At 42.4% G+C, this 13,073-nt stretch carries 10 protein-coding genes; 7 read left to right on the top strand and 3 right to left on the bottom strand.

The features are described 5' to 3' along the window. Nucleotides 1–19 precede the first annotated feature (19 nt). Nucleotides 20–472, bottom strand: a complete 453-nt coding sequence (locus tag AC622_RS14325; RefSeq protein ID WP_053103768.1) for a DUF6114 domain-containing protein — start codon at nucleotides 470–472, stop codon at nucleotides 20–22. Between the two features lie 30 nt (nucleotides 473–502). Next, on the bottom strand, nucleotides 503–1,099 hold the full coding sequence (locus tag AC622_RS14320; protein ID WP_049671678.1) for a DUF6230 family protein: 597 nt from the start codon (nucleotides 1,097–1,099) through the stop codon (nucleotides 503–505). 282 nt (nucleotides 1,100–1,381) lie between these two features. Between AC622_RS14320 and AC622_RS20445 the strand changes: the two genes are divergently transcribed. After that, nucleotides 1,382–2,863: a LuxR C-terminal-related transcriptional regulator gene (locus tag AC622_RS20445; protein ID WP_053103767.1), complete on the top strand. Its 1,482-nt coding sequence runs from the start codon at nucleotides 1,382–1,384 to the stop codon at nucleotides 2,861–2,863. Between the two features lie 349 nt (nucleotides 2,864–3,212). Then, entirely contained in the window at nucleotides 3,213–4,550 is a 1,338-nt protein-coding gene (locus AC622_RS14310) for a C40 family peptidase (RefSeq protein WP_049671677.1), read from the top strand. Nucleotides 4,551–4,793: 243 nt separating this feature from the next. Here the strand turns inward: AC622_RS14310 and AC622_RS14305 are convergent, their stop codons facing one another. After that, nucleotides 4,794–9,263 carry an Ig-like domain-containing protein gene (locus AC622_RS14305; RefSeq protein ID WP_049671676.1) on the bottom strand — a complete coding sequence of 1,490 codons (4,470 nt, stop codon included), beginning with the start codon at nucleotides 9,261–9,263 and terminating at the stop codon, nucleotides 4,794–4,796. Between the two features lie 303 nt (nucleotides 9,264–9,566). Here AC622_RS14305 and AC622_RS14300 point away from each other — a divergent pair, with 303 nt between their 5' ends. The 5 genes from AC622_RS14300 (at nucleotide 9,567) to AC622_RS14280 (ending at nucleotide 13,055) form a co-directional block, all read left to right on the top strand. Further along, the gene (locus AC622_RS14300; protein ID WP_156185636.1) at nucleotides 9,567–9,917 is read left to right on the top strand and encodes a lmo0954 family membrane protein; all 351 of its coding nucleotides are present in this window, start codon (nucleotides 9,567–9,569) and stop codon (nucleotides 9,915–9,917) included. 19 nt (nucleotides 9,918–9,936) lie between these two features. After that, entirely contained in the window at nucleotides 9,937–10,572 is a 636-nt protein-coding gene (locus AC622_RS14295; RefSeq protein WP_049671674.1) for a PspA/IM30 family protein, read from the top strand. A 79-nt stretch (nucleotides 10,573–10,651) separates the two neighbouring features. Further along, nucleotides 10,652–11,380, top strand: a complete 729-nt coding sequence (gene liaF, locus AC622_RS14290) for a cell wall-active antibiotics response protein LiaF (protein WP_049671673.1) — start codon at nucleotides 10,652–10,654, stop codon at nucleotides 11,378–11,380. Next, entirely contained in the window at nucleotides 11,377–12,417 is a 1,041-nt protein-coding gene (locus AC622_RS14285) for a sensor histidine kinase (RefSeq protein WP_049671672.1), read from the top strand. Before liaF ends, AC622_RS14285 begins: the two co-directional genes overlap by 4 nt. Next, nucleotides 12,414–13,055 carry a response regulator gene (locus AC622_RS14280; protein WP_049671671.1) on the top strand — a complete coding sequence of 214 codons (642 nt, stop codon included), beginning with the start codon at nucleotides 12,414–12,416 and terminating at the stop codon, nucleotides 13,053–13,055. The genes AC622_RS14285 and AC622_RS14280 overlap by 4 nt, the downstream gene beginning before the upstream one ends. The last annotated feature ends 18 nt before the right edge of the window (nucleotides 13,056–13,073 follow it).

Genomic DNA, 13,073 nt, shown 5'->3' with positions numbered 1-13,073 from the left:
TTCCTAAGTACCTAACGTATTATTTATGAATCACGGTATTCTGGCCAGCTGCGATTTTCTTTTCCTCTTTGTTCGTTTGATCCTTCCTTTTCCTTTTTGCTGAAGCCTTTGGATATGGCCGCCAAGCCATAATCATGGAGCCGCCGATAATGCCGAGCAGAGTACCGATTACAAGACCGCCCATCGCTCCCATGATCGAAAGGATGGCACTGACCATGACGAAAGGTCCGAAAAAGACAGAGAATTGCGGCATAATATAAGTCATTATTCCGCCGAGCAGGACCATGCCTCCAAGGAAGAAACCAATAAAAAGGGTCGTTCCCGGCAATGCGGCAATCTCAATGAGCTGCAATGGAACATATAGAATAATTAAGCCGGAAAGGAGAGCAAGTGCTGCTCCCCAAAACGGCCGGCTTTTTCTCCAATTACGGAATCGTTGTCTCTTTGTGTTATTTGAAAGTGATTTAGCCATGTTCATCATCCCAATTCCATATTTGATAGATTACAATTTCTCGAAATAAACTTTCATGCCAGGCAAGGTTAAAGAATCCTGATAAAGATAAAGCGTTTTCAGTGTTGCATCTGTTAAGACGATTTTTGGAGCAACTTGGGTGAATTCTTCCGCAATCTTCTCTTGCGGGTCCTTAATGTCTCCTACATAGTTTTCTTGCATGGTCAGCTTCTCAAATTTGGCATCGCCGTCGATTTGGGTTGCCTTTTGAATGAGGCCTTTGATTTCGACGGTTTGTTTAGGATCAGATTTAACAACAACACGCACACCAAGAGCGGGAATCTCCTTTGTGATGACCAAACCTTGGATTTTTACGTCCTTGATTCTGTTTGTCGCAACGACTGCGCCATTTTTCTTTTCGGCTGTATCAGCTAATCCGCCCAATAGCTTAAAATCTGTCCCTTCCATACGATCAAACTTGACGTTGAATTCTCCCATGCCGCCAATGGCAGCGGCAAAGATGGTGCCACTCATGCCGAAGTAGGTTAAGAGTCCCCCAAAGAATAAGAATCCGCTAAGAAGTGCTACCCAAAAAGTTTTTCTGGCCGTATGGCCGCCCAATTGAACTACCTCAGCATCAGTGTTCATCAACATTCCTCCTCATTCATTCTTGATAACGGTATTCGGAAGTGGGAATATGCCTGTACGGATGCTTGTTTCGTAAGCGTTTCCACCTTCTTCCACAATTTTATGTGTTAATCTACCCTTCGTGAATACCTACATTTGTAGCTTTTTTCGCTTTGGATGGGAAGGAGTAAATGATTTTTGTCGAAACGAGACGAATGATATTTTGTGGAAGAGGAATTTACCAAATGGTTAGCGAATCATACACAAATAGCTGTTTTTAGATGAAAATGAGGTGAATGATGGATGTCTAAGTCTTTAACGAATCATATGAACACATTGTTATCAAAGGCCATTAAGCTGATGGCGGAGTATGAGGACGAGCTGCTAGCCGAGTGGAATGGGGTAAAGGATGATTTGGGCGAGGTCAATGATCGGTATATTGAAACTTGTGCGTTCATCATTGATCGGCTCGGTGCTTATATGATGGCGAATCGGTATGGAGTGGAGGCAACCTCTATTTTGAGCAGGATGAGAGAGGATGCACTTGAGTATTTTGCCTATCAGCCAGCGGCGGAGAAAATCATCCATATCTTAAATCTCTTGGAGAATGCAACGCACACTGTCCTAAAAGAGCATATTGAATTTTCGTCCAAGCTTCATCCGTCTATTCATTATTTATTTACGAAGCTTAGTGAGGTATTGGTGAACCTGGATACGGAGGATGAAATGAATTTAGACAAATTGTGTGAAAGTCTAATTCAGAATGCCAACTTGAAAATTGAGTGGATTGTGCGGGTAGAGGAGCAGCCAGATTGTTTTTCTATCAAAAAGATTCATGGAAAGAAAGAAACGCTCAAGGAGAACTGCTTTCCGACATGGTATGATGTGCTGAATGCGTTTGGAATTGACCATTCTACCCTGCCAATTACATATGAAAATGAGCTTTTATTGATTGGCTGTGAGAATGGGTTCCTGCATGAAAGCATGTCCATGCTGTTCAGTTTGATTGATCAGCATGAGAAGTCCTATTCTACCCAATGGAAGGATGCGGTCATCCTCTTTAATGAATGGATTATCAAATCGCAAACACTAGAGCAGTCATGTGAGAATATCTGTTTTGGATTCGGTGAATTTCTCCCATTTGAGAGATCAGCCTTATTCCGTTTTTCAAATATGGAACAAATTGCTGTCGGATTGTATGCACATCATCTTGATAAGGAAGAGGTGAAGGCCATTCGAGAGCAAATGATTGATATTCCAGCCATTCAGCTTAAGTTGAATTTGCTGAAGCCGGTTGGTCATACGATGAGGAACTTTCAGCCCATTTATATCGAGGATGCAGCGTTTGGATTCCCGGAAAAGGTCGTAAAGCATTTTAATTTAGCCTCCTTGCTGATTGTTCCAATCTATGTGCCGGAAGAAGGACAAATGATTGGTGGCGTCCTCTTGGACCAAGGACCAGGCAAACACTTCCCGGTCGACCGTACGCTGTTTCCCGCCTTAATGAAGTTCGGACAAAGTGCAGGGGAATTGATGCTAAGATATATGAAGCCTGATTATGTGAAAGGAGATTTGGAAGCAGGGGAGGAGCTCAGCTTCTCTCCAAGGGAAATTGAGGTCATTAAATTGCTGGCTGAAGGTGCTTCTACCACCGAGGCAGCCGTCAAGCTCTATTTAAGTGAGTATACGGTCAGAGATTATATATCAACCATCATGAAGCGCCTAAATGCTAAAAACCGTACAGAGGTAGCCGTCAAGTCTATTAGAATGGGAATCATCGACTAGTCAGGAGGCAGCCGGGGGACAGAATGGCTGCCTTTTAAATAAGTATTTTATTATATAAGTATAATTATGGTGAAGAATATGGTCGGTTGCTTGTCTAGTTATGGTTCTACGTCAATATGAATCCCTCATTGACATAAATGGATGTATATGGAAGAAATATAGGCTGTTAATCCTGATAAAACCCCAAATTGTGATACATAACGACATTTTGAAATATATTTGTAACATAACGATAACTTAATTGTTATGTTTACATGCTATACTTCAATTTGTTAGAACGTATAGGACGTAAAAAGTAGCTAAAAAGATAGGCTAGATAAATAGATAAATATTATCAGGGGGAAAAAACATGTTGAAGAAGAGTTTTATCGCACTGAACACGGCTTTACTGCTCGGTTTCGGAAGCTATGCGGCAGTTCCGTCAGCAAGTGCAGAGAAAGACCCAGTGAAGCAAGCTGCCGTAGACGAAGCACAAGCAGCGCTTGATAAAGTACAAGCAGAAATTGCTGCACTGAATAAGCGCATCAAGCAAGTGGATCAAGCTGTTAAGGATAACAAAGCCAAAATTAATTCAACTGAAAAAGAAATCACATCAACAAAGAAACAAGTGAACCGCCTTGAAACAGAGATTGCAGATTTAGAAAAACGCATTGAAGAGCGTAATGAAATCTTGAAACAGCGTGCCATTACATACCAACAAACAAATGGCGATGCTTCATACCTAGAAGTTTTATTTGGTTCTACTAGTTTCGGTGATTTCATTGAGCGTATCGGTGCTGTTTCAACAATCGTTAAAGCAGACCGCCAGTTGCTTCAAGAATCTCAAGATGACCAAGCAGCGCTTGAAGAAAAGCAAAAAACAGTTAAAAACAAGCTTGCTAATCTAAATGACATGAAGACAGAGCTTGTCGGCATGCAAGAGGACATTCTTGGACAGCAAGGCCAAAATGAAGCTTTGAAAGCGACATTAAAAGAAAAAGAAGCAGAAAGCGAACGCAAATTAGCTGAAGCTGAAGCTCAAAATATTGATATTGTGATTAAAGAAGTGACCGAGGAAGCTGTCGTGGAAGCAGCAGCAACAACGGTTGCTAGAGCTGAATCTGGTTCATCTGAAACAACTACAGCGAAAAAAGAAGAAACGACGACTAGTGAAAAGACAGAAACACAAAAGGAAAGCTCTACAAGTTCTTCCTCTAGCACAAAGCCATCTAACACTAGCTCATCCAACTCAAGTTCATCTAACTCAAGTTCTTCAAGCTCAAGCAGTTCATCTTCTAGCAGTTCTACTGCTTCATCCAGCAAAAGCATCCAAAAGGTTGTTTCAGCAGGCTATAAGTACATTGGAAACTCCGTTTATGTATTTGGCGGTGGACGAACTGAAGCCGATATCGCGGCAGGACGTTTTGATTGCTCCGGTTTCGTAAGCTGGGCATTCAGACAAGGCGGATACTCTGTTCCAGCAAGCACAAGTGCGCTTGTATCTGCAGGAACAAAAGTTTCTTACAGCAATATCCAAGTGGGAGACATGGTATTCTTCAATACGTATAAAACAAACGGCCACGTGGGTATCTATGTTGGGAACGGTAAATTCATCGGTTCCCAAAGCTCAACTGGTGTAGCAGTTGCCAGCATGACAAGCGGATACTGGAAAGATACATTCAGCGGACTAGTTGTACGCGTTCGCTAATATAGATTAAAAGATGCCCCATCAGGTATTATCCTGATGGGGCATTTTTTTATTCTGCTGAACTTCTGATAGTCATCAGCGAGAGTTGAGGAGAAACTGGGCTGATGACTGCTTTACCTGATTCGTTTGGCTATTCAGCCGAGCTTGATTATGCTGAGTTTCTTCTATTATATATAGATGCGTGTTTGTATCGGTAAAATGAAAACGTACCTAATGGATTTGTCCATTAGGTACGCAGAATGGTTACTTCTTCTTGACGGTTATTTTCTTTACCTTACTTGTATTGCCGGCCTTATCCTTCGCTGTTACAGAGAGGGCAGTGTCGGCTTTTTGTTTTTTGATCTTGACGGAGTAGGTACCATTTTTCTTTGCTGTAGCTGTACCGAGTGTTTTCTTGCCTGCTTTGACGGTTACCTTTGCTCCGGCTTCTGTTTTCCCTGTGACTTTTGTGGAGCTGATAGTTACTTTGTTGACTGAAGGTGCTGCTGGTGCTGTTTTATCCTTAACCGTTACTTTCTTTGCCTTACTTGTATTGCCAGCCTTATCCTTCGCTGTTATGGATAGAGAGGTGCCGGCTTTTTGTTTTTTGATCTTAATGGAGTAGGAGCCGTTTTTCTTGGCAGTGGCCGTGCCGAGTGTTTTCTTGCCTGCTTTGACGGTTACCTTTGCTCCGGCTTCTGTTTTTCCTGTGACTGTTTGTGTTTTATCTGAGACTTCTTTGACAGTAGGGACACCTGGAGCGGTTTTGTCCTTAACTGTAATCTTTGTTTTGGCGCTTACCAAGCCGGTTTTCTTATCTGTTGTCGTTGCATAAAGGATAGTACCGGCTTTTAGTTTACTTGGAAGCTTAATTGAATATTTACCGCTTGAGGCTGTTGCGGTAAGCTTTAATTTCTTGTTATCCGTAATAGTGACCTTGGAACCGGAAGCGGCTTTCCCTGTAATGGTCTTGCTGGCATCAGATACGGCATTGATGCTTGGTTTTTTTGGACCGGAAACTTTATGGATTGTAATCGTTTTGGTCACTTCATGTCCAACAAGATCTGTAAGCACAAATTCCACTTCATTAGCTCCACTTTCTAGTGGAATCGTAATATCTTTTGTTTTCTTAAATTCCTTGTAGACTGGTACATTTCCCATATCGACGAACGTATTGATTTCTTCATTGCCGTTAACCAATAGACGGAGTGCATCATAATTATCTGCAGCTGTAACCGTTACTTTTTGGCTGGAGGATGATGTGTACTCCTTATACTTGATATCAAGCTTTGGAGCTGTTATGTCGATATAGATTTCACGATTGAAGTCAATTTTATTGCCAGCTATATCAGCTGCGAAGAAACGAATATCATGCTTCCCTTCCTTACTGAAGGTGAGGGTGTCCTCAAAGTTATGACGTTTCTTTTCCTCATCCCAAACTAATGACAATTCTTTTGTTTTTCCCTCGTATTCAACCTTTACATAGGCTAGTTTGGAATCATCTGTTACATAGCCTTTGATTGGAACCTCTAATGAATTAAATTCTCCAGCCGCTGCCGGAATATCAGAAACAATGTATGGGATGGTCTGATCATTGGATGTTTGGTAATCTTGGTTTCCGGCATAGTCATGAGCTGTTACTTTAATATCATCGCCATCTTCAATGACAACTGGTGTTTTGCTCTCTTTGAATGTGAAATCAGTCAGTTTAACGCGGTATGTCTCATCCTTCGTTGGTTCAACATGCTCCTGCAGCTCTTTTCCGTTGATGGAGAGGGAAATGTATTTAATACCCGATCCTGAACGGGTGTCAGCTGCGTTGAAGGTGATAGACTTTGTTTCATCATCATATTTTAGTTTTGAGACTGTTGGGGCCGTATTATCTACTAGAATCGGTATCTTAAATACTTGCGGCTGCTTGCCTGCATAATCAATAGTTGATTTGATCTGGTAGAAATACTTTCCTTCAGCGACTAGTTTATTATTTGCCTTGCCATCCCACTTTGTCATGGATGGTTTGATAGATACACGGGTGGAGGCATAGTAATTCTTCCGCTGTTCTTTGTCTGTAAATAGTTTGCGAAGAACATTGCCCTTCGAATCGACGATAGAGTATTCTACTGTCTTTGCATTCCGTAAGAAGGAAAGGGCAGGTGCTGCTGTGTCATATACTCCGTCTCCATTTGGAGAGAAGGCAATTTGGTCAGGATTCAGCGTTTTCTTGAAAGGATTGATTCCGTAATATTCACCGGTAACAGGGTCAATAATGCCGGTATATCCATAGAAGGAGTCTGCTTCACTTGGCAGCGGGTCGATAATATTTGCTTTATTCCAGTCCCCTTTAAAGCCGACGAATGGGACGGACAGCGTTGGAAGGGAATCTTCCTTGTTTTTCGCTTTCAAGAAGACAAAGCCTTCTGTGAAGTAACCGTTTTTGAATGCTTTTTCAAGAGCTGTTTTGGCATTCTTTAAATTAATCGTAATGGTGATATCCTTAGATTTCCCTGCTTTGATGGTTACTGCTTTATCAGAGGTAACGACTGCTTTGGAAATTTCCTCTGGTGTCAATGCATTGTATAGGTCACCATCCATTTCATACAAGGCATCGGTTAGCACGCTTGTATCAATTGTATAGGCTGCATCCTTTTTGCTGAAGTTTGTGGCTGTTAAGGTGAAGGAGAATTGGTCTTTGGTAATTTCCTTTAAGGAGACCTTTCCTTCGTTTGTACCCTTTTGGACAACATAGACTGGTGTATGGATGGCTGAGTTCAACTGCATGACTCCTGCCCCTTGTCTACGTGGTGAATAATAGGTTGTACCTTCTGGATCCTTAATGGTTGAAGATGTATTCATTAATAAGGTTTTAGCGCGTTGGACCTTTTCTTTGCCTGTAAGCTTAGGGAAGGTCTTTTCAACATATTGGAGGACAAGTGCTGAACCTCCGGCTACATGTGGGGCAGCCATGGAAGTTCCACTCATAACACCATATTTATCATTATTTAAAGTAGAATAGATTTTTCCGCCTGGTGCTGTAATTTCAGGCTTGAAATCAAGATTTGGTGTTACGCCCCATGAAGTAAAGGTAGATAAATGGCCGGCTGTAAGGTTTGCAAGCTGAATCATATCACCGGTAAATTTAACTTTTCCGTTACCGCCTGCTTCTTTTATTTTCTCCTCAAATTTCGTTCCGTCGTTGATTCGCAAGGATACGAGTGGAATCGTTGGATTGTTTAATGCCATGCTGACGAAGTCGCCATGTGCAGGTGTACCTCTTACGATGACACCGCTTGCTCCGGCATCTTCCGCTTGCTTTTGGATTTCTCCATAATTTGGATTTGCTGCATTTCTGACAGCAAAGACAATCTTGCCTTTAACATCCTTGCCCTCATATTTATCAGGGGCGCCATCGGCTACATAGACAACTTCCTGTTCAGCCTTTTTGAACACATCAAGCGGCAGCGGAGAAGATTGTGTTTTGTAACCCGCCTCATAGTCAACACCGCCGATAGTGAAGATGAATTTATCGACAAATACATGTGTGTTCTCTAGTGATGCAACAGAGAGAGAGTCCTTTGAAAGACTTGGTGCTCCAACCAATCCAATATCAGGGTTGGAAGCGAGCGGGTCATAATAGCCATCAGAGAACTGAGCAGAGTTCCCGGCAGAAATGGCCATAAGGACCCCATTCTTTACGGCTCTCTCAATCGCCATTTGTTCTGGGTTTTCTGTGTTCTGGAAGGAAGCTGTTGAGCCTAGGCTCATATTGATGACATCAGCTCCAAGCAAGATAGCATCATCAATTGCCTTGATGTAAATATCTCCCCAAGTAGATGGCATCGCTGCATCATTTCCGAATACTTTCAGCCCCAATATTTGTGTTTCAGGTGCTATTCCCTTAATCCCGCCAGTTTCCTTTTGGCCATTAGCGCCAACCGTTCCGCTGACATGCATTCCATGCATGGATGCATCTGAACCGAGGTCAAGGATTTCTTGGTTTTTGTCATAATAATTGTAGCCATAGGGTACTTTGGCTGTGTGATATTTACCTGGAAGCTTGTTCGTGGAGATGGATGCTTTTACATCATTTTCGGATAATTTGGCTTTCTTTTCATTGGTGAGAACCATATCCTTATGGCTAGGGTCAATGCCGGTATCGATGACACCAACAACGGTGCCAGTTCCATTATAGCCGTCGAGCCAAGTCTCCTCAGCTTGGACAATGTCTCCGCTTGAGACCATGTCTGGTTTAACTTTAGGACGTTCATATTCATTAGCAATATAAACAGATGAAACATTCGATAGGCTTTCAATCTTAGGAATATCAGAAACCTTTGTCTCTCCGCTGACACCATTAGCAACAACTGTGAAGGTATTCTCAACGGAGAAATTGATTTTCTTCTTCTTGATGGAGGAAAGAAGGCTTGATTGTTCCTCCTTCACGGGAGCTTGTAAGGTATTTTGTTTGGATTTCGATAAATCCTTGAAAAGGACACCTTGTTCGGTCGCATATTCAATGGCCGGGCTTCCTTCCAGTTCAATGATGATTCGGACCTTTTCATCAGGATGATCAAATTGGCTTAAATCCAGTTTTGTTTGAGCCTTGGTTTCTTGGGGGCCTGTGCTTTTTTGGTCATTTGAATTTGCACTTGCACTGCCAAGCCCGAAAAATAAATTGGAGAGTAATAGTATAACCGCCGCGATAACGGCTGTTCCCTGCTTGAACCTATTTTTCAACACGATTTCCTCCTTTTATTTGTTTGATAGAGAAGAAGAGATGCCCCCCCTTTGCCTAGGTATGTAGTTGGAGTCATGAGACTACCAATATGTTAAATTTACCACTCTAGTTCTTTTAGATAAAGTAAATTTTGCAAATATTTAGTATATTAAGGATTTTGATGGGGAAGCATGTGATATCTTTGTTTCTTTTGTCACGCGAAAGTTGCAGAGGGCAATCGGTCTGGAGACCTAGCTAAAAATCAAGCTCAAGGTCGTTATTGTTAAAGGGGAAAGGAGCTAAACTTGAACTATAAGGAGGGAATGAAATTGAAAAATATCGGAATTATCATCATCGCCATCATCGCAGGCTTTATTGTCATTGGAAATATAGGATCCATTCTAGTCTTGGCTATTACATTGGGTGCGCTCTATTTCACCTTTAAGCAATATTTAAAGGCTGAGGATAAGAATGGGAAGATAATCTGGGGCATCATCGGAATCATTATCCTGATTGCCGCCATTAGCAATCTGCCTGCTTTTATCGGATTAGCTGCCATGGTGCTCCTGTATTATTTGTACAAAAATTATGAAGAAGAGAAGGCAGAAAAGAGAAGTAAGGAAGACCCATTCAAGAAGTTTGAAAGGGAATGGGAAGAGTTAAGCAAAAAATAAAAAAAGGAGTGCTTAGAGCATGAATGATTTATTCACAAAATTAAAAAGAACATTGGAAGCTGATTTATATGAAGCGATGGAGACGAAGGATAAGAAGCATCCTTTGTATAAGCTGAATCAATATTTACGGGAATCGGAGACGGAGGTACAGCAGGTTCAGCGATTGATTGAACGCCAGTATCGCTTGAAGGAGGAAGTGAAGCGCGAACAGCAATCGGCTGCCGGAATGGCAGAGAAACGCAAAGGCCAAGCGGAAATTGCCCGCGCGACAGAGGGAGCAGAGGAATTGTATGAGTATGCGGTACGGGAACAGGCCATTTATGAGGACCGTGCTTCCCGGCTGGAGCATATGCTTGTGCAGATTGATATTGACCTTAAGCAGCTGGAAGAGAAATTTACAACGATGAAGCAAAGCCTGAAGGATATGCAAATTAAAAGGCTTGAATTGATGGGTCAGGATAATTTATCCAAGGTGCATGGCAAGATTGATGGCTTGATTGAGAAGGGAGCCGCTCCGAACGGAAAGCGGAAATCTTCAAAAGGGAAAATCGACGGCTTAGATATGAGGGCAAGGACAAATCATTATGGAATGATTATGGATACGCGTCTTGCTGCGTTAGAGAAAGAGACAAAAAAGAATGAGGATTTGAACTAGAAAGATGGTATGCTAATAGATAGGGCGCAGGCTTTGTGACTTGCGTCCTATCGTATCTTTTTTAGCAGGGGGCAATGATATGTCAGGGACGAAGGAACAATCACAATTAAAAATCATATTGGTTGGCATATTAATTGCAGGCTTATTTGAGATTATATTCATCCGGTTTGATGAGCTGCTGTTCAATGGAATTGTGGCTGCTATCTGCCTGTTTTATGGGTATAAGAAATACGCTACTTTAACCGGTAAAATTGTCTTATGGGTCGGCATTTTTTTTGCTTTGTCAGGGTTGATCAGCTTATTCGTCATACGTGCCATCATTTTTATAATATTATTAGTTTTTCTTGTTCATTATTTACAGAAAAGACGAAAGCCAGCTGAAATCACTCCTTCCTTTGAAGGGCATATGGACGAAGCAAATTTTGTGACGGTTCATGGTCCCGTATCAAGCCGATTATTTGGGAATCAATCGACCCCTGAGGATATTTTCGAATGGGATGATATCAATATTGCCGTTGGATTTGGAGATGTGGTGATTGATTTAAGCAACACCGTGCTCCCGAAGGAAGAGTCGATTATCTCCATCCGAAATATCGCCGGAAATGTGGAGATTCTCATTCCATATGATATTGGTGTTAAGCTCTCCCATACAGCACTATACGGCTCGATACGCTTATTTGACCAGGAAAAACGCGATATACGCAATCAGCAGATTGCTTATAAAACGGAAGGATATGAGGAAGCGGGCAGCCGCATTAAAATCATGACCTCTATCGGTGCAGGAAGCATTGTGGTGAGACGGGTATGAGTATCGTAAAACGCCAGATTCTCCTCTGTCTGACCATTGCCGTAATCGTTGTTATCATTACAGCAGGAGCCTATTATTATGTATTTAAGCCAGCTGACTGGGGGCCCTTTTATGAGAAAGATATTTATCATATTCCATTTATTCTATTTGTCCCGAGTGCAGCCATTGTCACTGGCTTATTATTCGGGATTGCGAGCGGTTCCTTCTATAAAAGTGAGATTAAGAGTCTTGATGAGTCTCTACATAAGTTGAAGAAGGGGGAGACTCTTGAGCACGGCAAGGAGCCGAAAATCACCGATATTCGGGAGGCGGCTGAGAAACTTCAGGATGTGCAGCTCATTCTGCTTGAACAGGTAAGACGAACCCAAGTCCTTGCCACGGAGAAGACGGAGGAGCAGGAGAAATTGGTACAAAGCATGGTGAGGGAGGAGCGGAACAGATTGGCGAGAGAATTACATGATTCAGTGAGCCAGCAGCTTTTTGCGGCCTCAATGCTCATCTCCGCCATTAATGAATCACCTGATGCATCAGAAGAATGGCGTACGAAGCAATTGAAGCTGACAGAGGGAATGATTCAACAGTCCCAGCTCGAGATGAGGGCGCTTCTTCTTCATCTCCGGCCAGTTCAGCTCAAGGATAAGAGCTTAAAAGAAGGGGTAGACAGCCTCTTACATGAGCTGAAGCAGAAGGTGCCCTTTGATGTTAACTGGAAGGTAGATGACCTCTTATTGGAAAAAGGGATAGAGGACCATCTATTCCGTATTCTGCAGGAATCTGTTTCAAATACGCTTAGACATGCTAAGGCCAGCAGGCTTGATATTTATATCGTTAAGCATGAACAATCGGTCATCATGAGGGTGATTGATGATGGCAAAGGCTTTGATACAACTTCTGCAAAAGCAGGCTCATATGGTTTGCAGAATATGAGGGAGCGGGCGCTCGAGATTGGCGGCACCTTCAAGATTATTTCATTTCCAAATCAAGGAACACGTGTGGAAGTGCGCGTTCCAATCGTGAATGTAGGTGATAGCAAATGATAAAGGTAGTATTGATCGATGATCATGAAATGGTACGGATAGGAGTCTCTGCCTACTTATCCTCACTTGTGGATATCGATGTTGTTGGTGAGGCGGGAACCGGTGAGGAGGGAGTAGCATTAGCGCTATCTCTGCGGCCTGACATCATCTTGATGGATTTGGTCATGCCTGGTATGGACGGCATTGAGGCGACAAAGCACATCATCGCTAAATGGCCGGAGGCGAAAATCATCATTGTCACGAGCTTCATTGATGATGAAAAGGTTTATCCTGCTCTAGAGGCTGGAGCAATCAGCTATATGCTGAAGACCTCAAAGGCGAGCGAGATTGCTGATTCCATCAGGGATACGTACAATGGTCAAACAGTCTTAGAGCCTGAAGTTACCGATAAATTGATGGCTAAGCTCAGAAAGCCGAAAACACATGAATTGCATGAGGAATTGACGAGCCGGGAAAAAGAAATCCTGCTGTTAATGGCGAAAGGTAAATCCAATCAAGAAATTGCGGATGAATTATTCATTGCCATTAAAACGGTTAAAACCCATGTAAGCAATATCCTGGGTAAATTACAGGTACAGGACCGGACGCAGGCCGTGATTTATGCATTCCGGCATCATTTAGTAGAAGCAGAGGGATAAGATAATCCTCTGCTTTTT

The organism is Bacillus sp. FJAT-27916 (assembly GCF_001183965.1).
Taxonomy (GTDB): domain Bacteria; phylum Bacillota; class Bacilli; order Bacillales; family Pradoshiaceae; genus Pradoshia.
Note: the sequence above shows the minus strand (reverse complement) of the source record. Positions and strands in the feature narration are given on the sequence as shown.

Excerpts from the sequence above, each read along its gene's own strand:
- AC622_RS14325 (WP_053103768.1), bottom strand. The coding sequence starts at position 472 with ATGGCTAAATCACTTTCAAATAACACAAAGAGACAACGATTCCGTAAT.
- AC622_RS14320 (WP_049671678.1), bottom strand. The coding sequence starts at position 1,099 with ATGAACACTGATGCTGAGGTAGTTCAATTGGGCGGCCATACGGCCAGA.
- AC622_RS20445 (WP_053103767.1), top strand. The coding sequence starts at position 1,382 with ATGTCTAAGTCTTTAACGAATCATATGAACACATTGTTATCAAAGGCC.
- AC622_RS14310 (WP_049671677.1), top strand. The coding sequence starts at position 3,213 with ATGTTGAAGAAGAGTTTTATCGCACTGAACACGGCTTTACTGCTCGGT.
- AC622_RS14300 (WP_156185636.1), top strand. The coding sequence starts at position 9,567 with ATGAAATTGAAAAATATCGGAATTATCATCATCGCCATCATCGCAGGC.
- AC622_RS14295 (WP_049671674.1), top strand. The coding sequence starts at position 9,937 with ATGAATGATTTATTCACAAAATTAAAAAGAACATTGGAAGCTGATTTA.
- liaF (WP_049671673.1), top strand. The coding sequence starts at position 10,652 with ATGTCAGGGACGAAGGAACAATCACAATTAAAAATCATATTGGTTGGC.
- AC622_RS14285 (WP_049671672.1), top strand. The coding sequence starts at position 11,377 with ATGAGTATCGTAAAACGCCAGATTCTCCTCTGTCTGACCATTGCCGTA.
- AC622_RS14280 (WP_049671671.1), top strand. The coding sequence starts at position 12,414 with ATGATAAAGGTAGTATTGATCGATGATCATGAAATGGTACGGATAGGA.